We start from the raw sequence: 21,384 nt of genomic DNA, 5'->3' as shown, positions 1-21,384 counted from the left end.
CCAACAGGCAGCCTCTGCCACCACCAAAAAGCCCCTCACTGGGAGGGGCTTGTTGGTGTCCTTGTGTTGGCTGCCGCAATCAGAACGCGGAACGCAGCCCCACGCTGATACCGGAAATCTCCTCTTCATCGGTATCCACATAGCGCATGTATTCAAGGTTGGCGCCAACGGTATCGGTGATATTGAAATCCAGGCCGGCACCATAAGACTCGTCTTCAAACGTTTCGGTATCGCTGTAGGAGTAGTCCACACCGGCTACCGTGCCATTGGCCGATACCTTGCCTTTCACCTTGGTATAACCGCCGATGACATACGGGCGGATTGTTTCGCCAATGGGCGCGCCGAGCTTCACGTAACCCCCGTACAGGTGGTCCATTTCGAAGTCCGCGATCCCCTGGGAATCTTCATCAAACCCCAGGCCACCACGCGCTTCCAGCGCCAGAAAATCGGTAAACTCAAACCCGGCATTAACCGTGGCCGAGTCGATTTTCAGGGTGTCCGTATCGAATTCTTCATTGTCGTACTGGATCTGACTGTAGTTACCGCCAATGTAGGGACCGGCCGCAAACGCACCCGGGGCAGCAATCAGTGAACAAGACAATACCAGTGCATTACGCATAATGACTTTCATACAGGACTCCTTTTCCGTTAAGTCACCCATTTCGAGACGTTGTTTGTCGCACAGTTCCAGTGACTACGGTAAATTCTGTAAAATGAATCAATAACACCAACTCCGTATCCACATAACAGTGATAACAGGATCGGGAATGACACAGGGATTCGTCATCTTCAGGCAGGGGATTGCCAGCCTTTTGCTGCTCGTGCTGGCCACGTCAGCCCACAGCCTGACCCTCACCGATAACCAGGACAGCTACCAGGCGTCTCTGGGCATGCAATGGCTCGCCGATAGCCAGCACGCCTATAGCCCGAAAATGGCCCTGCAGGCTTTTATCGATGGCGAAGGCGAAGAAATTCACGACAAGTACCCTTCACTGGGCTTTCGTGAAGGATTGCAGTGGTTCCTGGTACCGATCGACAACCAGAGCCAACAGGCCTTGTGGTTTGTCCGACTGGGACGCCCCCACCTGGACTATCTCGACCTCTACCTGTTCGACCGGCAAGGCACACGGCTGTGGCACAACCGCCTTGGCGATCGCGTGCCCTTCGACACCCGCACCTTTGCCCACAATCACCTGGTCTCCACCCTTGATCTGCCGGTGAATGCGCAACGTTATCTGCTGCTGCGTGCCCAGGGCGACAATGTCATTGAGCTGCCGATCTCGCTGATGTCGCCCATCGCCTTCAATCAGCAAGACACCCAGGTGTCCATTTTTCATGGGCTGTATTTCGGCGCCATGGTGGCCATCTTTCTGTTCAACCTGCTGATATTTGTCTCCATCCGGGACCGCAGTTACCTGCTTTATGTTCTCTATCTGGGCACGTTCACCCTGAACCTGTTCACCCGCGAAGGGCTGAGCTATCAGTGGCTCTGGCCCCAGGCCACGCTTTGGAACCATTACTCATTACCAATCCTGAACCTGCTCACGCTGGCATTTTCCATTCTGTTTACTTGCCAGTTTCTGGAGCTGAAAAAGCGCGCCCCCGCCATCAATCGCTGGCTGGTGGCCACCGCCAGCGTATTGGCGCTCTTTGCACCGCTGACGCTGATAAATTTTCATTTTTTCATCCAGGCCAGCACTGCCGTTATCCTGCCCTGGCCGCTTATCGCCATCGCCCTGTCTATCTGGTTGATCCGGCAGGGCTACAGCCCCGCCCGCTATTTTCTGTTGGCATTTACCGCCGTGGCACTGGCCACCATGGCCTATATTTTGAAAACGTTTCAGCTTATCGATGGCGGCTGGATACTGGAAAACATCATGCAGCTGGGCACCTTTACAGAAGCACTGCTGTTGTCGTTTGCGCTGGCACATCGCATGACCGTACTGAAAAGCGAGAATGCCCGCATTCAGCGCGAAGCCAACGAAGTACTGGAGCAACGCGTCACCGAACGCACCGGCGAGCTGAACGCTGCACTCAGTGCGCGCAGCGAATTTCTGGCCGTCATGAGCCACGAAATTCGCACGCCGCTAAACGGCATTATCGGCACCGTGGACATGCTCAAGGGCACCCCCCTGGATGATGAGCAACGCCACAACCTGAACGTGATTGAACAGTCCGGCAACAGCCTGCTGAACCTGATCAACGACATTCTCGATTATTCCCGCATCGAAGCGGGCAAAATGCCCATCGAGCAAACCAGCTTCAACCTGTTCAACCTGATCAATGAATCCCTGGCCCTGTTCCAGCACAAGGCCCACGTTCACTCCAACACCCTGACCCTGGAGATTGCTCCTCACGTGGGTGAACGCTGCCTTGGCGACCCGGTGCGGCTACGACAAATTCTGGTAAACCTGATCAGCAACGCGGTGAAATTCACCGACAACGGCACCATCACCGTGCGGGTGCAACGGGACCCGGACAACGCGGATTACGCCTTTTTTGAAGTGCATGACAGCGGTATCGGTATTTCCGAGGAACAACAACGTCGACTCTTCGATCACTTTCAGCAAGGTGACAGTTCCACCAGCCGGCGTTACGGCGGCACCGGCCTCGGGCTTGCCATTTGCCGGCAACTGGTAGAAATCATGGGAGGAGAAATCGGTGTGGACAGCCAGCCCAAACAGGGCTCGCGCTTCTGGTTCCGGCTCCCCATTCCATCCACGGAACGCGCCGATACCTTTACCTCGGAACCCGTCGCAGACAGCCTGCCAGGCCTGTCCGGCGGCCGCCTGCTGATTGTGGACGACAACCACATCAACCTGATGGTGGCCGAAGGGCTGTGCCAAAAACTGGGCTACGAGACAGAAGTGGCGGAGAGCGGGCTGGAAGCGATCGCCGTCTTGATGTCCGCAGAACAGCCCTTCGACCTAGTACTAATGGATTGCGAAATGCCGGACATGGACGGCTTTGAAACCTCGCGGGCAGTGATCAAGCTGCAACAGGAAGGCCGCCTGCCCTGGGTGCCCATTATTGCCCTCACAGCCCACGCCATACCGGACAAGATCCATGCCTGTCACGATGCGGGCATGATCGGGCATCTGGCCAAACCAGTTAACCTGGCACGCCTGCAAACCACCTTGCGGCAAATCCTCCGTGACGGCGGGACACGACCGCCAAAAACCCATAACGACTAATCCCCGGACTAATCCCTGGATAACGCCTAGTTCAGTCCCTTGAGCAACGAATCCACAATTCGCTCAAGATCATCCAGCGAAGCGCACTGGCGGGCCAGCCGACAATGGGGCAGATAACGATCCATCACAGCATCGCCACTGTTCCAGCGAGAGCGGGCTTCCGGGTTCAGCCACCAGACCTGCTTTACCCGCCGACGAATCTGCTGCAACACCTCCGCGCCTTCCGGGAGATAGTTGTTGCGGGCATCGCCGAGAATGATAACCGTGGTGTGGCCATCCAGCTCCCGCTCGCAACGGCGCCAGAAATCCGCAAACATTTCGCCATAATCGGTACCACTACCGGAAAGCCGATCCAGCACCCGCCCCACCGCCACGTCAGGACTGTAGCGCTGAAAATCCTCGCTGATTTCATCAAACCGTGATGCGAACGCAAAGCTGCGCACCCGTGGCAGCACATCGTTCATGGCGTAGAGAAACTGGAGCAGGAAACGGGCGGCATCACTCACCGAACTGGAAACATCACAAATCACCATCACCCGGCTTTTCTGCACGGGCCGCTGGCGCCAGTGCAATCGGGCGGGAACCCCGTCGTGACGAATACTGGCCACCAGGGTCCGCCGGGCATCCAGCATGCCGCGACGACTTTTTTTCATGCGCCGCTGGTGGAGGCTGGCCAGGCGCCGAGCCATGCGACGCACCAAGGTTTTCACTTCCTGGAATTCACGCAAATGGCGGAACGGCACCGCGCGCATGGTTTGCTCCCGCAACGCCCGGCCCTTGCCGGCACCGTGCAGCAGAAACTGGCGGCGCACATGGTCGGCAGCCTGTTCGCGCACCTCTCGCCGCCACTGACGTAGCGTCTCCGCTCGCGCCTGGCGGGGCGCATCGCCCTGGTCCAGCTGCAGAATGCGATCATCCACCGCCCCCATGCCCATGTTCATCAGCAAACGGCGGGTGTACAGGCCCTGCTGGGTAATCACCTCCATCTGGGTGAAATCCATTTGTGCCGCCGCCTCGGCCAGCCGCTGGTCCAGCTCGGCAGGGGTTTGTGTCGTCAGATCGGCAGCATCGCTCTCTGCGCCGTCCCCCGCCGGCCCCTCATCCCCCTCGCCCGCATCCCCTACAGGCGCCGGCATGACGCTGTCTTGCGGTGCGGCCGACGCCACGCCGGACGTCACCGCAAAGAAACGCGCGAAGGTTTCTTCAAACGCAGGGCGATCGTCTTCGCGCTTCACCAGCGTCATCGCCAACGCATCATGGAAACGTTGCCGCCCTTGATAGCCCACCAGCGCCGCCGCATCCATGCCCTGGGTGGCCTCATCCGGCGATATCCGCAAGCCCGCCCCCCGCAGCGCCTGCACAAATTCTGAAAGGCGACGGACCGGCATCAGCGTTTGCCCAGTTTGCGCAACCAGGCAGGCAACAATTCCCGCGCCAAAGTCACGTCCTGCTCGGTCTTCAAAACCAGATTGAGCGTATCCGCTACCTGCTCCTGCTCCAGCGAATCCGCATGCAACAACACCAGGGCCCGGGCCCAGTCCAGGGTTTCGGAAATGGCCGGCAATTTTTTCATGTCCTGCTCGCGCAGGTACTGGATAAACGCCACCAACTGCTCACGCAATCGGGCATCCAGATCCGGCACTCGCGCCGCCACGATCTGTACTTCCAGCTCGGCTTCGGGATAGGGAATATACAGGTGCAAACAGCGGCGCTTGAGCGCATCGGACAACTCACGCTGGTCGTTGCTGGTCAACAACACCAGAGGCTGATGGCGCGCCTTGACGGTGCCCAGTTCGGGAATGGAAATCTGGAAATCCGACAACAGCTCCAGCAGAAACGCCTCGAACTCCTGGTCAGCCTTGTCGATCTCATCGATCAACAGTACCGCAGGTTCCTCACTGCGTAGCGCATGCAACAGGGGGCGCGGCTCCAGGAAAGTTTCACTGTAGAAAGCCTCACCCAGGTCGCCCAGGCGATCCATGCTGGCTTCCAGGCTATCCGTATCGGCCAGCATGCCACCGAGCTTGTCGCGCAGCAGTTGCGTATACAGCAACTGCTTGCCGTACTTCCATTCGTATAGCGCCCGGCTTTCATCCAGCCCTTCATAGCACTGCAAGCGGATCAGCGGCGCCTCCAGAAAGGCAGCGGCCGCTTTTGCCAGCTCGGTTTTGCCCACTCCCGGTGGGCCCTCCACCAACACCGGCTTGTGTAACTGCGCCGCCAGGTACACCGCCAGCGCAATACGCTCGCTGCAAATGTAGCCCTGCTCGGAGAAGCTGCGAATAATGTCTTCGACGGAGTCGATACGGGTTTTCATGGGCACTCCTGCACAACCTTGCCAAGGCACAGCGAAAGCCGGACCTTGCCTGAGCCAGACAGAGTAACGCAGAGCACGACGGGAGACACTGGCCAACCACGACACAACACCGACCGGAAACGGCGGCATGGCAAAAATCAGCGAAGAAGAATCAATAGACGGGCACGGAACGGCTCGTCCGGGGCATCAATGCAGAATGATGTTATCCGCCAGCACCACAGGGGCGATCTCGCTGACATCCTCGACAATGGGGTCGCCATCCATGCTGGACACATCAAAGCGAGCCGAGGTGACATCACCATCGATCATGTCGGGAATGGCATCGAGAAAGGCGTCCACATGTTCAGAGCCAAAATGGATTTCCAGCGCGTCCAGGTTCGACCACTGCTGCCACACCATAATTACCCTGGGCGCATCCGCCTGCAGATAGACCTCATAGGCCAGACACCCCCGCTCCCCCCGCGACGCACTGGCAAGCGCCTGCACCAGCTCCAACGCATGGGGCTGTTCGTCTTCTTTCACGGGGAAGGAGCCTTTCACTATGATCATTGAGGGTCACTACGCTGGGAAAACGAGCATTGTAGCACAATCGCGCTGCGACTGCCGGCCTCCCTGCCTTCAGCGCGTGGACCCGGCGGCTACACGCTATCGCAAAACTGCACTGAATCGGAGACAGGCACCCGATCCACGCGGGCCTTGTTCGCCGCGACAGCCGGGTCCTCGTACCCAAAGCTGATCCCCAACACGATGGCCGTGCTGGACGGAATTCCCAGCATTTCCCGCACATCGTCGGGATAATAACGCATGCTGCCCTGGGCACAGGCGCCCAACCCATAGGCACTCATGGACAGCAGCAATGACTGTACATACATGCCCACATCCAGGCCCACGGTGACACCGAAATCCCGCTCCATGCCGATAAACGCCACATGGGGTGCATCAAACAACTGGAAATTACGCAGCTCTGCACGCTGGCGACCGGGGCGGTCTTCGCGGGCAATCCCCATGCTGCCGTATAGCGCCATGGCGCAATCCACCTGCCGCTCCCGGTACACTCCCTCGAAACGGGGCAGGCTGTCGTAATCCGGAGCAAAAGGGACGCCCTGGGTAACCTTCTCCACCATGCGCTCGCGCAGCGCATCGCGCACGGCACCGGACGCCACCCACACTTTCCAGGGCTGGATATTGCAGTTGGAGGGAGAGCGCTGGGCGAGTGAGAATACCGCGTCCAACACCTCTTTGGGCACCGGCTCGTCGGTAAAGCCGCGTACCGAGCGGCGCTGGATCATGGCATCAGCCAGGGAAATATCGTGGGCGGTCATCAGGGGCTCCTGTCAAAACTCGCTCCGAGTCTACCGGGGCAAGAGGACAGACACGATGACCGTAGCGATCAGGCCGCTTGTTCGGACGCGTCACGCATGGCCTGGCAGATCTGGTCGATCACCGGTGCCGCCAACTCCATGCGGCCGTCGCAGCCATCTACCCCAAAGCGCCGGGCACAGTCAGGGCAAAGCACGTTGAACACCAGTTCATCACCGTGATTGCGGGCCGGCAGCACCGCCCACTTATCAAGCCGGGCCTGCTGACCGATACGGTGGTAATAATCCAGATTCACCTCACCACCGGGTTCAAAATCAAAGGTGGCAGGACAACGGCTACAATTGAGCCACATGTCATACAGCGCAGCGGCGTCGTATGGGTCCTTGGGATCGAAAGACATCGCCACCTCCTGTGGCAATCGGCGGCAACGTTGCGGTATTAACGTTGCTGAGTTCGCGACCCTTTTTAGTGCATTTTGCGGCACAAACCCACGAATCACGTCACAAACCGCCATTTCATAGCCGATTACCTACGGCCATCTGCCTGCCGCCCAATGCCATCATTTCCAGCTGCAGGCAGGCATGATCGGCCAGCACACGGCGCGCAGCAGGGCTGCTGTCGAGCATGGAAATGCCGGCGCCGAACATGATCGCGATGGCCGCTTGCGCTTCCTGCTCCGCCGGCACCTGGGCACGCCCCTGGCTGGCCACCGCCTGGCGCACGTCTTCGGCCAGCTCGTCCACCAGCAACTGTAATTCGCGCTGAATTCTCAAACGGTAGCGATCATGACTGCCCAGACGCTGCTGCACCAGCAGGCGAAAATCATTGCCGTTCTCCGCAATGTAACGGGAAAACCGTCCGACCAGCTCCTGCACTGCCTGGGCCGCACCGATCTCGATCATGCTGCGCCGCTCGTATTCCATGGCAGAGCGCAGCCGAAAACAGCAGGAGTCGATCAGCGCCAGCCCCAGCGCTTCCATATCCGGAAAATGGTTATACAGGGAGGTGGCAGCCAGACTGGATTCCCGGGCCACTTCACGCAGCCCCAGGCTGTCCAGGCCCCGCCCGCCCGCCATCAAATTTCGGGCGGATTCCAGAATCCGCTCCCGGGTTTGCCGTTTCTGGCGCTGCCGCGCTGTTTCAGCCATAACAGTATCACTAACGAATGTTAGTTAAATATTCCCATAAACGGCAGCACCTGCGCAACAGCACGGCGGTTACAAAACAATCTTTGACAAACACTTGTTAGCTGGAAGAGAATTCACCTTACAGATGTAAGGCCGAAGATTTGGCACACGGCCTGATCACGGCGCATGATCAGACAGCGCTACAACATAACCTGCCTGCCCGAGCAGGCAGCAAGGAAGCACAAGGGGAAAGCAATGAACTATTTCGTTACCGGTGCCACCGGGTTTATCGGCCGTTTTCTGGTTGGCCGTCTGCTGAAACGCGACGATACCCGCGTTTTTGCCCTGGTCCGCTGTGGCTCCGAGTACAAGCTGGATGCCCTTCGCAATCGGCTTGGTGTGGATGCCGACCGGCTGGTCGCCATTCATGGCGACATCAACGAAAAACTGCTGGGCGTGAGCAAGCGTGACCAGGATGATCTGAACGGACAGATCGATCACTTTTTCCATCTGGCCGCCATTTATGACCTGACCGCCGATGAAAACACCCAGCGCTACACCAACATCGAAGGCACGCGGCAAACGCTGAAACTGGCTGAAAAAATTCAAGCCGGCCGTTTTCATCATGTCTCCTCCATCGCGGCCGCCGGCCTTTACGACGGCACCTTTACCGAAGACATGTTCGAGGAAGCCACCGGGCTGGATGACGCCTACCTGCTGACCAAGCACGAATCCGAAGCACTGGTACGCCAGGAAAGCAAAATCCCCTGGCGCATCTACCGCCCGGCCATGGTCGTCGGTCACTCCGAAACCGGCGCCATGGACAAGGTGGACGGCCCCTATTACCTGTTCAAGTTCATCCAGAAACTGAAAGACGTACTGCCCAACTGGATCCCCCTGATCGGTGTGGAAGGCGGGCACTTCAACGTGGTGCCGGTGGATTTCGTGGCGGACGCCCTGGACCACATTGCTCACCAGCCTGACCACGACGGCCAATGCTTCCACCTGACGGCAGACCGCAGCTACAGCCTGGGCGAGATCATGGACATCATCGCCGGCGCCGCCCAAGCGCCGCGCATGGCCCTGAAGCTGGAAAACCGGCTATTCGACGTAGTGCCCGGCTTTGTTCGCAAGGGCGTCAGCGCCCTGACCCCCAACCTGCTGCTCAATGCCGCACTGGACAACCTGGACATTCCACCCTCGGCCATGAAGTTCCTCACCTTCCCCACCGAGTATGACAACAGCCGCGCCAAAGCGGCTCTGGAAGGCACCGGCATCGCAGCACCCGAGCTGGAAAGCTATATCCAGCAACTGTGGGATTTCTGGGAAAACCATCTGGACCCGGACCGCGGCGAGCGCAAGGATGAACTGCAACCGCTACCCACCCTGCCCGAACGGGTGGAAGGCAAGGTAGTCATGGTCACCGGTGCCACCTCCGGTATCGGCAAGGCCAGCGCGCTGAAGCTGGCTCGCGCCGGCGCCACCGTGCTGGTGATCGCCCGCACCGCCGAAAAACTGGAAGAAACCCTGCATGAAATCGACCAGCTGGGCGGCACCGCACAGGCCTACAGCTGTGATGTCTCCGATCTGGCGGACGTGGACAATTTAATCCAACAGGTCCTCGCCGATCATGGCCATGTGGATATTCTGGTGAACAATGCCGGGCGTTCCATTCGCCGTTCCGTGGTGCATGCGTTTGACCGTTTCCACGATTACGAACGCACCATGCAGCTCAATTACTTCGGCGCCCTGCGACTGATCATGCAGTTGATGCCCAGTATGATCGAGAATGGCGGCGGCCATGTGATCAACATTTCCAGCATTGGCGTACTCACCAATGCGCCCCGCTTTTCCGCCTATGTGGCATCCAAAGCGGCACTGGATGCTTTCACCCGCTGCGCCTCCAGCGAGCTGGCCCACGAGGGGATCCGCTTTACCACTATCAACATGCCGCTGGTGCGCACACCGATGATCGCGCCCACCAAGATCTACAATCACGTGCCGACCATCAGCCCCACCCAGGCAGCGGACATGATCTGCGACGCCATTGTGCGCCAGCCAAAACGCATCGCCACCAACCTGGGCGTAATGGGGCAGGTGATGCACTTCATCACCCCCCGGGTCACCGAAACCATCATGAACACCGGCTACAAGTTGTTCTCGGATTCCTCTGCCGCCCTGGGAGGCAAAGAGGGCACGCCGAAGAAGATCCGCCGCGAACAGGCCGCTTTCTCGCGGTTGTTCAAAGGGATCCATTGGTAAAGGAAGACGCTTCACGCGACGCGCACCATGCATCACGGGCGTGTCGTGTAAAGCCGGCAGGCGCGGACAAAAAAAGGCCCCGCTTCCGGGGCCTAATTGTTTCCGGAGACAACCGGAAGCATACGCAGCGGGATCAAATCCCACCGCTATCCTCTCTCCTCACCGCCTCCCCCGCCTTGATCGACATCAAGGTTTTTGTCCGTAGCCACAATCAATCCCTGTCAGCGAAGACAAGCACGCATTTCCGTGCTGACTACACTGAAGCCATGGGACAACTCACACTACGCCAACACCCCACCGCCATCGCCCTGTGCCGCGCCCTGTTTCCGGCCGGGAAGACGTTACCGGCGGCAGATACCGACGCCCTACTCGGCAAGATGGATGCGCAACTGACCGGCCACCCGGCCCTGCAACGCAGCCTGAAAAGCGGCTTGCTGTGGCTGAACAACCGCCACCGATTGGTGCGGGGCTACGCCTTCCATCGAGCCAGCCCGGCCCGCCAGGCCCGCTTTCTCGACAAACTGGCCACCACCCCGGTGTCCGGCAAATTGCTACGCCTGCTGGCCCTGCCCTTCAAGGCCGCCTATGTGCTGGATGATCAGGTGGAGCAGGCCACCGGCTGTCGCGAACCCGTGCAACTGCCCGCCCAGATTGAAACCTTTCGCTGGCAGCAGCAGATCACCGCCGCCCGCGACTGCGAAGAAGACCTGAGCCTGGAAGCCGATGTGGTAATCCTGGGCAGCGGCGCCGGTGGCGCAGCGGCGGCCTATGAGCTGGCTTGCCGCGGCCTGGCCGTGGTGATCATCGAGGAAGGCCAGTATTACGACCGCAGCCACTTCAATGGCAAACTCACCGAGGTGATCCCCAAGCTCTACCGCAGTTGGGGCGCCACCGTGGCCACCGGTAACGCCATTATTCCGGTACCGGTGGGCTGCAATGTGGGCGGCACCACCACCATCAATTCCGGCACCTGCATGCGCACGCCGCCGTCGGTACTGGCCCGCTGGCGGGAGCAGGGGCTGCATGATTTCACCGAACAGAATCTGGCCCCCTGGTTCGAGGGCGTGGAACGCATGCTCTGTGTACAGCAAGCGACGCCGGAGACCGTCGGCCCCATTGGCCACATCATCGACCAGGGCGCCGCCGCCAACGGTTTTTTGCAACGCCAGCCGCTGATGCGCAATGCTCAGGGCTGTGACGGCCAGGGGCTCTGCCAGTTCGGCTGCCCCACGGACGCCAAGCAATCCACCAACGTCAGCTACATCCCCCGGGCCCTGGAACGGGGCGCCTTTCTGTTCAGCGGTTTCCGCGCCGAACGACTGCAGCGCCAGGGCAACCGCATTACCGGCGTCACCGCCCGCGGCACCAATGCCGCCGGGCGCCCGGTAACCCTGCGACTCACCAGCCAGCGCACCATTGTTGCCATGGGCAGCTTGTTCACGCCCCTGTTCCTGCAGCAACAAGGCGTGCGCAATCGTCATCTGGGTCGCCATCTGACCCTGCACCCGGCAGGGGTAGTCAATGCTCTCTTTGCGCAACAGGACCTGGGCAACGGTCGCAGCATTCCCCAGGGCTACGGGGTATCGGACTGGGAAGAACAGGGCCTGATGTTCGAGGCCGGCACCATTCCGCTGGCCGGGCACAGCCTGCTCAATCCCCTGGTCGGGCGGGACTGGGTGCGCTTTACCGAAGACTATCCGCACACCGCCTACTTCGGCTTCATGATCCGCGATACCAGCGAAGGGCGGGTACGCCGGGGGCCACACCGGGGCCTGCCGTTGATTCGCTATCGTATGAACCGACAGGACTTTACCCTGTTCAAACGCGGCATCCATACCCTGGCCTGCTGGTATCTGGATGCCGGCGCCGAACAGGTGCTGATCCCCGGCCTCAACCGCATCGCGCGAATCCACAACCGCACCGAGCTGGAACGCTTTCTGCGCTCGCCACTGAAACCCACGGACTTCCTGATCAGCGCCTATCATCCGCTGGGCACCGCCCGTATTGCCGCCTCCCCTCAAGAGGGCGTCTGCGATAGCGATCATCGGGTATTCGGTCATCCCGGGCTGTATGTGATGGATGGCGCCAGCGTGCCCACCAGCCTGGGCGCTAATCCCCAGGTCACCATCATGGCCATGGCCAGCCGGGCCGCCGACACCCTGGCCCGGGAACTGCTCGACGATATGGATTCCACCCACACACAACCACAAGGAGAATGCGCATGACCCTGGGCTTGTTACTCAAGGAACGCATGAGCGGCTGGCTACAACTGGACCGTCAGGGCCGCCAGCAACCCTTTGCCTTCCAGATCCGCGCCTTTACCACCCGCATCTTCAGCATCAGTGCCCCCCGTTACTTTCGCGGCACCGTCAATCTGGACGGACAGGACTTTCCCTGCGAAGGAGAACTGACCATCCACCTGAACGGTCCCCATTACTGGCTGACCTTCAGTCACCCGGAGCTGGGCCAGCTGCGCGTGGAGGGCAAGAAACAATACGGCCGTAACGGCCTGCTGGCCTCGCTGGTTACCTGCCCGATGACGGTCTACCGAACCCGGCAAGCCATCGGCCAGGCGGAAGTGGCCTACCGGGAAAGCATGCTGGCCTTTCCCTTCACCGCCCTGCGCCTGGTGGACGAACAACAGGCTTACCAGCAAGATCATGGCGTCGGTTCGTCCCGCGGATGATCCGGACCAAGGAGCCCTTCATGATTCCCTACTACGGCCTGCAGGCACCGGTCAAAGGCGGTCACTACGAGTCCTGGTTTGTGCGTGCCAATCACCCGCACAAACCCCAGGCAATCTGGATTCGCTACACCCTGTTCCGCGCCCGTGATCAGCGCCCGGCCCTGGGTGAAGTGTGGGCGGTATGGAGTGACGGCGCCCGGCAGCAGACCCATGCATTCAAGGAAGAGTTTCCTCTGAAGCAGTGCCACTTCAGCACCACACAGATGCAGGTGAGTGCCGGTGACAACCACCTGCAACCCGGCGCCCTGCAGGGCCAGCTGAACCGGGGCAACGACCAACTGAGCTGGGATCTGCACTACGATGACGGCGAGGCGCCATTGCTGTTTCTACCGGACAACTTCTACCAACGCTCCCTGCCCAAGGCCAAGTCCCTGGTCAGCCGCCCCCATATTCGCCTCAGTGGCACCCTGACCCTGAACGGCGAATCCCTGGTGCTGGACCGGTGGCCCGGCAGCGAGAACCATAACTGGGGGAGCCAGCATACCGACCGTTATGCCTGGGGCCAGGTGGTGGGTTTCGACAATGCGCCGGACGCCTTTCTGGAATGCGCCACCGCCCAGGTGAAAGTGGGCCCCCTGTACAGCCCGCCATTGTCCATTGCCGCCCTGCGGCTGGACGGGGAAACCCTGCTGTTCAACAGTCTGCCCCGGGCGCTGCGGGCCAACGCCGGCTACCGCCCCTTCCAGTGGACCCTGCAGACCAGTAACGGCGATGCCCGGTTGAGCATCAGCATGGCCACCGTGGCAGACCGGGTGGCCGCTCTCACCTACTACAATCCGCCCGGCGGCAACAAGATCTGCCTGAACAGCAAACTGGCCCGGGTCACCGCCACCCTGTCGCGACGGGGCAAACCGGAGCGGGTATTGCACAGCGCCCACGGCGGCGCGTTCGAAATTCTCACAGACCAGTTGCCGGCGGAGATGGAGCTGCAGGTATAGGGACGAGTTTCGAGGGGCGAGTAGCGAAAACATTAACAGCCCAAACCCCGAAAGGGTTTTGCCTCTGGAAACTCGCTTCTCGCAACTCGTTATTCGCCGCTGATGTTGCCTCCCTGCGCCGCCAGCACCCTCTCCAGGGATGGCGGCGAATAATCCGGGCCCTTTAGCACCTTGCCCCGCGCGTCCTTAACCGGCTTGCCATCGGCGCCCAGCTTGCTCATGTTGCTGCGATGCACTTCTTCGCAGCAGGCATTCAGGTCGATACCAAAGGTGTGCCCGGCGCCGTAGGTGACATAGTTGATATCGGTGAGCGCATCCGCCACCTCCACCAGGTCCACCCGAAAACCATCCAGCGTTTCCAGCTGCTCGCGGGCCTGGGCCAGCGTGGCGAGAAACGCCTGCTGACTATCGTTGGCCTCCTGGCACGTCGCTTCAGCCAGCTCGTGAAACTCCTCCAGTAACAGGGCCAGCCGCAAACGCACGGTGGCATCATCTGGCACCATCGGTGTCGGTTCCACTGGCAAGGAAAAGGCCCGATGGAACGCTCCCACCTTGTCAAAATTGCTGACGCTATTCCCCATCGACCTGAATCTCCTCCAGGAACGCCAGGATTTCCCGGTTCACTTCGGCCGCCTGCTCCATCTGGATCCAGTGACCGCACTGATCCAGCATCACGGTACGCAGGTCCGGAATATAATCCGGCATGCGCTGCAGCGCTTTCTGGCCAAACATGATGACCGGGTCCTGCAAACCACCGATAAACAAGGTCGGCATGGTGATCTGCCAGTTGCTGTCGTCACGGCTTTCTTGCCAGGACGCATCCATGGCACGGTACCAGTTGATTGGCCCGGTAAAGCCACTGTGCTCAAAACGTTCCACGTAATAAGCCAGATCCTCCTCGCGCATCCAGCGCGGCTGGGTCTCCGGCACCGGCATGGATTGAAGGAAACCGGTGTCATCCGGCTTCACATTGAAATCTGCAATGCCATCCGCCGACAAGCCATGGAAGATGCATCGCAAGCTATGCGCCACATCAGCTTCCAGCTCCTGCTCCGGCAAGGCCGGCTGCTGGAAGTAGAGCATGTAGAAAAAACGGTCTTCAAACAGTTTGCGCATGGCGGCAGTGGGCGGCTCCGGAGCCGGCCCACCATAGGGCACCGACATACCGATCACGGCCTTGATGGTTTTCGGGTATTGCCGTGCGACCTGCCAGGCCAGACCGCACCCCCAGTCATGCCCCATCAAGATAGCGCTTTCATACCCCAGCGCCTGAATCAGCGCCATCACATCCTCGACCAGCAAACTCTGCCGGTAGGCATCCACCTCTTTGGGGCCACCGGTAAAGCCATACCCCCGCAGATCCGGAGCCACCGCGTAATAACCGGACTGGGCCAACACCGGCAATTGGTACCGCCAGGACGCCCAACATTCGGGGAACCCATGCAGGCACAGCACCAGCGGGGCGCCGGCTTCACCGGCCTCCGCCACAAAGAAATCCAGCCCATTCGCGGGGACCTGCCGCTCTCGCGTAAACGCCATACTCATATCCTAATTCAGGGCCGGGCAACAAACAGTCAGACGGCTACTTACCCGGCACGACGAAAATGCTATTGTTGGCATAATATAGGCTCGAATTTGACAGCAAGAACTGCCGCTGACAAGCACAGACCGGAGCCCACGGATTCCGGCCTGCGCGAACCTGCTTGCTGACAGAAACACGGGGATCCACCCCCACAGCAACACCAGGGATGAAACGTGAACACGCCAAAGGGACCTGAACAATCCAGCCCCCCACGCACCCGCCTCGGCGAGTGGCTGGCCCCCTATGTGCCTGCGTATTTCCCGGTGGCCTGGAAACTGGGGCTGTCCATCTCTTTGCTGATTCTCTGCGGCATGACCATCCTCGGTACCCTGCTGCTCAATAATCAGCTCAGCCGCATGCGCGACCAGGCCGACAGCTTCGGCACCGCCATCGCCCAGCAGCTGGCCAACACCGCCCGCGAACCCCTGCTCGCTGACGACACCTTCTTTCTCAAAGTGCAGCTCAACAACCTGAGCCGCAGCGACAGTGTTCGCGGCGCCGCCCTGTTCGGCCGGGACGGAAACCTGATCGACAAGGCCGGTATTCTGCCGCTGGCCGCCAGCCCGCTGCACGAGCAGGTAAAGCGCTGGAGCCTGGAAGACGAACCGGTCACCACCTACTACGCCCCCATCAAGATCAGCGATGCCGTGGCCGGGCACACTGCCATCTCCCTGTCTGACCGCCCGATCATGGCGGCCCGCCAGGCCGTGCAGGACACCATGGTGACTGCCACTCTGATCATGAGCGTGATTGCCATTATCGTTGCCTTCCTGATCAGCCGCCGGCTCGCCCAGCCCATTCATGATCTGCTGGCCGCCACCAGTGCCATGCGCAAAGGCGACTTGAACTACCGCATTCAGGACCGCCGTAACGATGAAATCGGCGGCCTGATCGAGGCCTACAACACCATGGCCCACGGCATGTTGGAGAAAGACCAGGTGGAACGGGTACTGCAACGCTTCGTCAGCCCCTCCGTGGCCCGCAACATGATGGCTGACCTGGATCAGGTGCAGCTGGGAGGCCGTGACGTTTCCGCCACCGTGGTCTTCGCGGATATCGTCGGCTTCACCCGGCTGTCCGAAAACCTGGCGCCGGACGCCATCGCCGACATGCTCAACGTCTACTTTGATGCTATCACCACCGCCACCAGCTTTTACCGAGGCACCATCGACAAATACATGGGCGATTGCGCCATGATTGTCTTCGGCGTGCCAGAGAAAGATGACGAGCATCTGTTTCACGGATTGTGTTGTGCGGTGATGATCCAGCGGCTGGTGGAACGGCTCAATGAACACCGTCATGCCCACGGCCAGACCACCGTTAAGTTCCGCATTGGCATCAATTCTGGCGACATGCTGGCCGGTAACCTGGGCTCACGCGACCGCATGCAATACACCGTGGTCGGCGACGCGGTCAATTTGGCTTCACGGCTGTCGAACATGGCAGGCGGCAACGAGATCATTGCCGCCGCGCCCCTCCTGTCCAACCCCAACATCGCCTCACGGGTGCGTGCTACGGAATTCGGCGCCATGCGGATTCGCGGCAAGGCCGAACCGGTCAGCACCCACCGTATTGATGGTGTCCATGCCCTGTCGGAAACCCTGATGGAACAACGTATTGCCCAGTTTCTGGCAAAACTGAACACGGAGCATCAACGTGTACAAGGCGAGTAGCCTGACCCTGGTCACGGTGCTGGCTGGCTGCACGACCTTCGGCAACCCCCACCCGGAAAGCGATATCAGCGCCGCGCTGGAACAGCACGACTACACCCGGGCGGCGGCCATTATTGAACAGACCAAACCCAGGCACCCGGAATACCCGGCCCTGCAGGAGCAATACCCCGGTATCCGCCAGGCCAGCAAGGCATACCGCCAGCACATCATTCAGCAGGCACAGGAACTGGGCAGAAAACAGCAGTGGGAGGACGCCTTCAGGCTGCTGGACGATAACCGCGACAAGGTGTTGAACCCGGCGGCCATGGATGAATTGAGCGCCGCCCTGACGACTCTGGAAGAGCGCCAGCTGAACCAGCTACTGGCAGAGAGGCGCCAGGCCCAGGCTACTGCCATGCTGGCCAACGACAGGCTGGAACAGCAACTGGCCAACTTCCACGCGGCCGACGCCAAGCAGGAGCGCCAGACCCTGGCCGAGGAACGCCAGCAGCTGATCCAGGACCTGACCACGCTGGGCGAATATTTCGGTGAACGGGAACAGTGGATGCTGGCCCGCGACCTGCTGCGCTCCGCCCATCAGCTGGCCCCCCAGACCAAACCGTCCCCGGTACTGGCACAGGCCCAGCAAGTGCTGAACAACGAAGAGCAGCGCGCTCGCGCCAAGCGCAACCTGGCCCTGCAAACCGAAGCGGAACAACGGATGAGTCGTTACCAGCGCAACGGCCAGCTGCAATCGCTGCTCGCCGCCCGCGCCTTCCTGAACCAGCACCCGGGCAACCCGGCTCTGGCAAGCCATCGCAAACGGCTCGAGCAATGGTGCCGCCGCCGGTTCGCGGAAGAGATGAACACCGGGGAGGCCCTCTACGCCCGCGGCCAGTATCGCGAGGCTTACCGAATCTGGAAACAGGTCGCACCGCTGTACCCGGACAATGAAGAACTCAACAAGAAACTGGAACGCAGTCAGCGTGTACTGACCAACCTGCGCAGCCTTCAGCAATCCTGATAAGGCATGCCCTCTGAGTGTCATTCCCTCCAAGGGAGCGAATAACACCTCTCTGCTCTGAATCCTCAGCAAAGCACGAAAGGCCTCATCACAATCCGGGCAGCCGGCGGTCACCGGCTTGCTCATTTCCCCCGCGACGAACATAAAAAAACGCGCCGAAGCGCGTTTTTTTAACTCGAACGAAGGAAGACCTACTACAGGTCGGAATCCCCCTCCGCCTGACGATCAACCCCTGGAACCTTCCTGGGCTGTTTGTCCTCGATGTCCTTTTTGGTGGCCGGAATCGGCGCATCCTGCTCATTGAAGTAGGCATCACGGAAATCCTGCGGCACCGGTGTACGCCCTTCAAAAATATGATCCAGAGTCTGCGGGATCGGATTCTTCTCCACCTGCTCCAGTTCGCCATCATCGTTAAGACGGAACTGCAGGGCGGTCAACCCCATGTACTTCTCCCGGCTCATTTTTACCAGGCGATCATTGTTGGCCAGAATCGTCGGTTTCAGGAAGACCATAAGATTACTTTTCACCCGGTCCTTGCTGGTCGAGCGAAACAAGAAACCCAGAAACGGGATATCGCCCAGCAATGGCACCTTTCGCACCGTAACGCGAATATCATCCTTGATCAGGCCGCCCAGGGCGATGGTCTCAGCATCATCCGCCAGCACCGTACTTTGCAACTTGCGGGTCGTGGTAACGATATCCACGGCATCACCGGCGGAGTCCTTCACCGCGGAGTTTTCCTGCTCCAGCTCCAGACGAATGGTGGACAAGCCCGCCACATGCGGGGTGACTTTGAGGGTCAGACCCACATCTTCCCGCTGAATGGTGGTGAACGGATTGGATACCCCGGAGCCTGTGTTGGTGCTTTGCCCGGTCACGAACGGCACATTTTCACCGACAACAATTGAGGCTTCTTCATTGTCCAGGGTCAGAATGCTCGGCGTGGACAGCAGGTTCACATCTGACGAAGTGGAAAGTGCCTGAACCAGGGCGCCCCACTCCAAGTCGCCGTTGGAATCGGTTTCACCCAGCCCCGCGGTAATTCCATCGCCCAGGCTCAGGCCAGAAGGATCATCAGTGGCCAGGGCCTGGACGATGGAATTGATGCTCAGCCCACCGCCACCAAAATTCACTGCGCCGACGCCACTTTCATTGCTGCCGCCCACGTACTGAAAGCCCAGGTTCTTACCCTGCTCGCCGGAGATTTCTACAATCGCCGCCTCAATAAGAATCTGCGCACGGCGCACATCCAGCTGGCTGATCACCGACTGTAGCTCACGCATCATGCTCGGTTCGGCCCGGATCACCAGCGCGTTCAGAGATTCATCTGCCTGAATGGACACCTTACTGTTATTGGATGATGCGGCTGTGGCGGTCTTGCTGTCGCCGCCCGCCTTGGTCACCGATGCGCCATCGGCAAAATTCTTGAGCAATTCGGCCAGGGTCTTGGCATCGCCATGGCTAAGACGGATGACTTGCACGCCGCCATTATCCGTTTCTTCGGTGTCCAGGCTGCGGATCATCTGCACCATGCGCTGACGGGTGACCCGATCACCTTTTATGATCAACCGGTTGGTACGCTCATCCGCCACCACCGTGACCCCGCCATCCGGCGTTTTGCCACGGCGACCACCGGTCTGCGGCGTCAGGCTTTCCAGCATCTTCACCATGTCACCAGCGAAGGCATACTTGAGCTTGATCACCTGAACGTCTTCGGATTCCGCACTATCCAGGCTGGCAATAATCGCTTCCATGCGACGGATGTTGTCCATGTGATCACTGATGATCAGCGCATTGGCAGACCCCACCGCCGCCAGATGGCCGTACTGGGGCACCAACGGGCGCAGTACTGGCACCAACTCTTCCACCGGCGAGTTTTCCACCGGAATCACCCGGGTCACCAACTCTTCTCCACCGGCTGCATTCTTGCCCACCAGCGGCAGATTACTCTGTTTGGCCGTGGTGTTGGGCACAATCTTGATAATGTCGCCGGCCGGCACCGCCGCATAGCCGTGAACCTGAAGCACGGACAGGAACAACTCATAGACTTCACTGGAGGTAAGCGACTTGGTGGACACCACCGTCACGTCCCTGGCCCGGACCCGGGGATCCACCACGAAGTTCTTGCCGGTCATGTCGGCCACCTGGCTGATAAACGCCTGAATATCCGCATTGCGGATATTCACCGTCCAGCTCTTGCCGTCATCACTGGCCTGCACTTCGTTCGTTGTCCGCGCATGGGCTGTGGTCGCCATGGCAACCGACAACGCCAGCAGCATTATTATTCTTGATAGAGACGTTCTGAAAAAAGGCGTCATAAAACCACTCACTAAGGCGGATAGTTCACGGTAAATTGCTGGTCACCCCGTTGCACCACAATGGATGCCTGCTGGGTGTCCTGATACGAACGCAGAGCCGCCATGTCGTTGCTTTCTGTTCCCAGCGGGTGTCCGTTAACCGAGAGAATTACGTCATCGCTTTGCAGGCCAACCTGCGCAAGCAATTGCTTTGGAGCACGTTTGCCCAACCGGTAACCGGCGCTGCCACCCTCGGTGACAGGCTCCAGCCCCAGCTGGCCAATAATAGTGGTACGCTGGCGAGCCAGATCGGCCGCCCCGCCCTCATTGCCGGCAGGCACCGTGGGTGCCGGGCGCGGCGCGGGCTCACGCGACACTTCAGTCACACCGCCCAGGGCATTGTCGCTCCAGCGCAGCGTTTCCAGTCGACCCGCCCGGCGCAGGATCACCCGGTCGGGGTACACTTCTTCCAGTTTGGCGTTACCGGGAATGCTGTCACCGATATGGTACAACTCACCCTCTTTGCCTTTCTCGGCAATAATCGCCGTAGCGCGCTTGGTATCGGCATTCTGGAAGACCCCCAGCAGCTCCAGGCGCAGGCGGGTATCGGGGGCGTCGGTGGGCTTGTCATCGCCGGTGCTGGCCACGGGCTCATAGTTACCGAACAGTTGCCAGTTATCGATCTGGGCCTGGGAGAGGGTCGGGGCATCGCCAGAAGAAGAGGAGACCTCCAGGCGCGTCCGGGTATTCGCCGGCACGGGCTCACTGGGGCCATACCACAATAGCCATACGGTCTGCGCCAGCACATAGGCCAGCACGACCACCAGCAATACAGCGATCACCCACCGAAGCGGTGCGCCCCATTGCTGCTGCTTTCCCCAACTCGCCAGTTGCGACATAACTGTCCTGCGACTTCCTTTATCGT

18 protein-coding genes are annotated in these 21,384 nt (G+C 60.0%); 7 read left to right on the top strand and 11 right to left on the bottom strand.

The window, feature by feature from the left end:
• Nucleotides 1–79 precede the first annotated feature (79 nt).
• The gene (locus F1529_RS07285) at nucleotides 80–631 is read right to left on the bottom strand and encodes a porin family protein (protein ID WP_007150559.1); all 552 of its coding nucleotides are present in this window, start codon (nucleotides 629–631) and stop codon (nucleotides 80–82) included.
• A 136-nt stretch (nucleotides 632–767) separates the two neighbouring features.
• Here F1529_RS07285 and F1529_RS07280 point away from each other — a divergent pair, with 136 nt between their 5' ends.
• On the top strand, nucleotides 768–3,194 hold the full coding sequence (locus tag F1529_RS07280) for a hybrid sensor histidine kinase/response regulator (protein WP_196220378.1): 2,427 nt from the start codon (nucleotides 768–770) through the stop codon (nucleotides 3,192–3,194).
• Between the two features lie 26 nt (nucleotides 3,195–3,220).
• Here F1529_RS07280 and F1529_RS07275 read toward each other — a convergent pair whose 3' ends face one another.
• The 6 genes from F1529_RS07275 to F1529_RS07250 all read right to left on the bottom strand — a co-directional run bounded on the left by F1529_RS07275 (nucleotide 3,221) and on the right by F1529_RS07250 (nucleotide 7,979).
• Complete coding sequence (locus tag F1529_RS07275; protein WP_155133279.1) at nucleotides 3,221–4,582, bottom strand: VWA domain-containing protein; 1,362 nt, start codon at nucleotides 4,580–4,582, stop codon at nucleotides 3,221–3,223.
• Nucleotides 4,582–5,511 carry a MoxR family ATPase gene (locus tag F1529_RS07270; protein ID WP_007148627.1) on the bottom strand — a complete coding sequence of 310 codons (930 nt, stop codon included), beginning with the start codon at nucleotides 5,509–5,511 and terminating at the stop codon, nucleotides 4,582–4,584. The genes F1529_RS07275 and F1529_RS07270 overlap by 1 nt, the downstream gene beginning before the upstream one ends.
• Nucleotides 5,512–5,697: 186 nt before the next feature.
• Complete coding sequence (locus tag F1529_RS07265) at nucleotides 5,698–6,060, bottom strand: putative quinol monooxygenase (RefSeq protein ID WP_007150411.1); 363 nt, start codon at nucleotides 6,058–6,060, stop codon at nucleotides 5,698–5,700.
• Between the two features lie 89 nt (nucleotides 6,061–6,149).
• Entirely contained in the window at nucleotides 6,150–6,833 is a 684-nt protein-coding gene (locus F1529_RS07260) for a nitroreductase (RefSeq protein WP_155133276.1), read from the bottom strand.
• Nucleotides 6,834–6,901: 68 nt separating this feature from the next.
• Nucleotides 6,902–7,231, bottom strand: a complete 330-nt coding sequence (locus F1529_RS07255) for a hypothetical protein (RefSeq protein WP_007150910.1) — start codon at nucleotides 7,229–7,231, stop codon at nucleotides 6,902–6,904.
• Nucleotides 7,232–7,346: 115 nt separating this feature from the next.
• Entirely contained in the window at nucleotides 7,347–7,979 is a 633-nt protein-coding gene (locus tag F1529_RS07250; protein WP_007151503.1) for a TetR family transcriptional regulator, read from the bottom strand.
• 234 nt (nucleotides 7,980–8,213) lie between these two features.
• On the opposite strand from F1529_RS07250, the gene F1529_RS07245 reads away from it, so the two are divergent.
• The 4 genes from F1529_RS07245 to F1529_RS07230 all read left to right on the top strand — a co-directional run bounded on the left by F1529_RS07245 (nucleotide 8,214) and on the right by F1529_RS07230 (nucleotide 13,904).
• Nucleotides 8,214–10,220 carry an SDR family oxidoreductase gene (locus tag F1529_RS07245; RefSeq protein ID WP_155133273.1) on the top strand — a complete coding sequence of 669 codons (2,007 nt, stop codon included), beginning with the start codon at nucleotides 8,214–8,216 and terminating at the stop codon, nucleotides 10,218–10,220.
• 266 nt (nucleotides 10,221–10,486) lie between these two features.
• Nucleotides 10,487–12,445, top strand: a complete 1,959-nt coding sequence (locus tag F1529_RS07240) for a GMC family oxidoreductase (RefSeq protein ID WP_230457737.1) — start codon at nucleotides 10,487–10,489, stop codon at nucleotides 12,443–12,445.
• Nucleotides 12,442–12,906 (top strand): hypothetical protein, encoded by a 465-nt coding sequence (locus tag F1529_RS07235; RefSeq protein WP_155133267.1) that lies wholly within the window; start codon nucleotides 12,442–12,444, stop codon nucleotides 12,904–12,906. The genes F1529_RS07240 and F1529_RS07235 overlap by 4 nt, the downstream gene beginning before the upstream one ends.
• A gap of 20 nt (nucleotides 12,907–12,926) precedes the next feature.
• Entirely contained in the window at nucleotides 12,927–13,904 is a 978-nt protein-coding gene (locus F1529_RS07230; protein WP_155133264.1) for a hypothetical protein, read from the top strand.
• Between the two features lie 89 nt (nucleotides 13,905–13,993).
• On the opposite strand, the gene F1529_RS07225 is transcribed toward F1529_RS07230, so the two are convergent.
• A complete protein-coding gene (locus F1529_RS07225; protein WP_155133261.1) occupies nucleotides 13,994–14,485 on the bottom strand; it encodes a nucleoside triphosphate pyrophosphohydrolase family protein in 492 nt (163 codons plus the stop codon).
• On the bottom strand, nucleotides 14,475–15,443 hold the full coding sequence (locus F1529_RS07220; RefSeq protein ID WP_155133258.1) for an alpha/beta fold hydrolase: 969 nt from the start codon (nucleotides 15,441–15,443) through the stop codon (nucleotides 14,475–14,477). The genes F1529_RS07225 and F1529_RS07220 overlap by 11 nt, the downstream gene beginning before the upstream one ends.
• 216 nt (nucleotides 15,444–15,659) lie before the next feature.
• On the opposite strand from F1529_RS07220, the gene F1529_RS07215 reads away from it, so the two are divergent.
• Both F1529_RS07215 and F1529_RS07210 read left to right on the top strand, forming a co-directional pair.
• Nucleotides 15,660–17,159 carry an adenylate/guanylate cyclase domain-containing protein gene (locus F1529_RS07215; protein ID WP_290517646.1) on the top strand — a complete coding sequence of 500 codons (1,500 nt, stop codon included), beginning with the start codon at nucleotides 15,660–15,662 and terminating at the stop codon, nucleotides 17,157–17,159.
• The gene (locus tag F1529_RS07210; protein WP_370456971.1) at nucleotides 17,143–18,162 is read left to right on the top strand and encodes a hypothetical protein; all 1,020 of its coding nucleotides are present in this window, start codon (nucleotides 17,143–17,145) and stop codon (nucleotides 18,160–18,162) included. The genes F1529_RS07215 and F1529_RS07210 overlap by 17 nt, the downstream gene beginning before the upstream one ends.
• Nucleotides 18,163–18,356: 194 nt before the next feature.
• On the opposite strand, the gene gspD is transcribed toward F1529_RS07210, so the two are convergent.
• Complete coding sequence (gene gspD / locus F1529_RS07205) at nucleotides 18,357–20,441, bottom strand: type II secretion system secretin GspD (RefSeq protein ID WP_155133255.1); 2,085 nt, start codon at nucleotides 20,439–20,441, stop codon at nucleotides 18,357–18,359.
• A gap of 50 nt (nucleotides 20,442–20,491) precedes the next feature.
• Nucleotides 20,492–21,358 (bottom strand): type II secretion system protein N, encoded by an 867-nt coding sequence (locus tag F1529_RS07200; RefSeq protein ID WP_155133252.1) that lies wholly within the window; start codon nucleotides 21,356–21,358, stop codon nucleotides 20,492–20,494.
• Nucleotides 21,359–21,384 lie beyond the last annotated feature (26 nt).

Origin of the sequence: Alcanivorax sp. VBW004 (assembly GCF_009718865.1) — a bacterium.
Taxonomy (GTDB): Bacteria; Pseudomonadota; Gammaproteobacteria; order Pseudomonadales; family Alcanivoracaceae; genus Alcanivorax.
The sequence above is the reverse complement of the archived record's forward strand: the minus strand, read 5'-3'. Positions and strand labels throughout refer to the sequence as shown.

Bases quoted from the DNA above. Each gene is read 5' to 3' on its own strand.
- F1529_RS07230 (WP_155133264.1), top strand. From the start codon at position 12,927: ATGATTCCCTACTACGGCCTGCAGGCACCGGTCAAAGGCGGTCACTAC.
- F1529_RS07245 (WP_155133273.1), top strand. From the start codon at position 8,214: ATGAACTATTTCGTTACCGGTGCCACCGGGTTTATCGGCCGTTTTCTG.
- F1529_RS07275 (WP_155133279.1), bottom strand. From the start codon at position 4,582: ATGCCGGTCCGTCGCCTTTCAGAATTTGTGCAGGCGCTGCGGGGGGCG.
- F1529_RS07200 (WP_155133252.1), bottom strand. From the start codon at position 21,358: ATGTCGCAACTGGCGAGTTGGGGAAAGCAGCAGCAATGGGGCGCACCG.
- F1529_RS07280 (WP_196220378.1), top strand. From the start codon at position 768: ATGACACAGGGATTCGTCATCTTCAGGCAGGGGATTGCCAGCCTTTTG.
- F1529_RS07265 (WP_007150411.1), bottom strand. From the start codon at position 6,060: ATGATCATAGTGAAAGGCTCCTTCCCCGTGAAAGAAGACGAACAGCCC.
- gspD (WP_155133255.1), bottom strand. From the start codon at position 20,441: ATGCTGCTGGCGTTGTCGGTTGCCATGGCGACCACAGCCCATGCGCGG.
- F1529_RS07285 (WP_007150559.1), bottom strand. From the start codon at position 631: ATGAAAGTCATTATGCGTAATGCACTGGTATTGTCTTGTTCACTGATT.
- F1529_RS07270 (WP_007148627.1), bottom strand. From the start codon at position 5,511: ATGAAAACCCGTATCGACTCCGTCGAAGACATTATTCGCAGCTTCTCC.
- F1529_RS07235 (WP_155133267.1), top strand. From the start codon at position 12,442: ATGACCCTGGGCTTGTTACTCAAGGAACGCATGAGCGGCTGGCTACAA.
- F1529_RS07250 (WP_007151503.1), bottom strand. From the start codon at position 7,979: ATGGCTGAAACAGCGCGGCAGCGCCAGAAACGGCAAACCCGGGAGCGG.
- F1529_RS07225 (WP_155133261.1), bottom strand. From the start codon at position 14,485: ATGGGGAATAGCGTCAGCAATTTTGACAAGGTGGGAGCGTTCCATCGG.
- F1529_RS07220 (WP_155133258.1), bottom strand. From the start codon at position 15,443: ATGGCGTTTACGCGAGAGCGGCAGGTCCCCGCGAATGGGCTGGATTTC.
- F1529_RS07240 (WP_230457737.1), top strand. From the start codon at position 10,487: ATGGGACAACTCACACTACGCCAACACCCCACCGCCATCGCCCTGTGC.
- F1529_RS07260 (WP_155133276.1), bottom strand. From the start codon at position 6,833: ATGACCGCCCACGATATTTCCCTGGCTGATGCCATGATCCAGCGCCGC.
- F1529_RS07255 (WP_007150910.1), bottom strand. From the start codon at position 7,231: ATGTCTTTCGATCCCAAGGACCCATACGACGCCGCTGCGCTGTATGAC.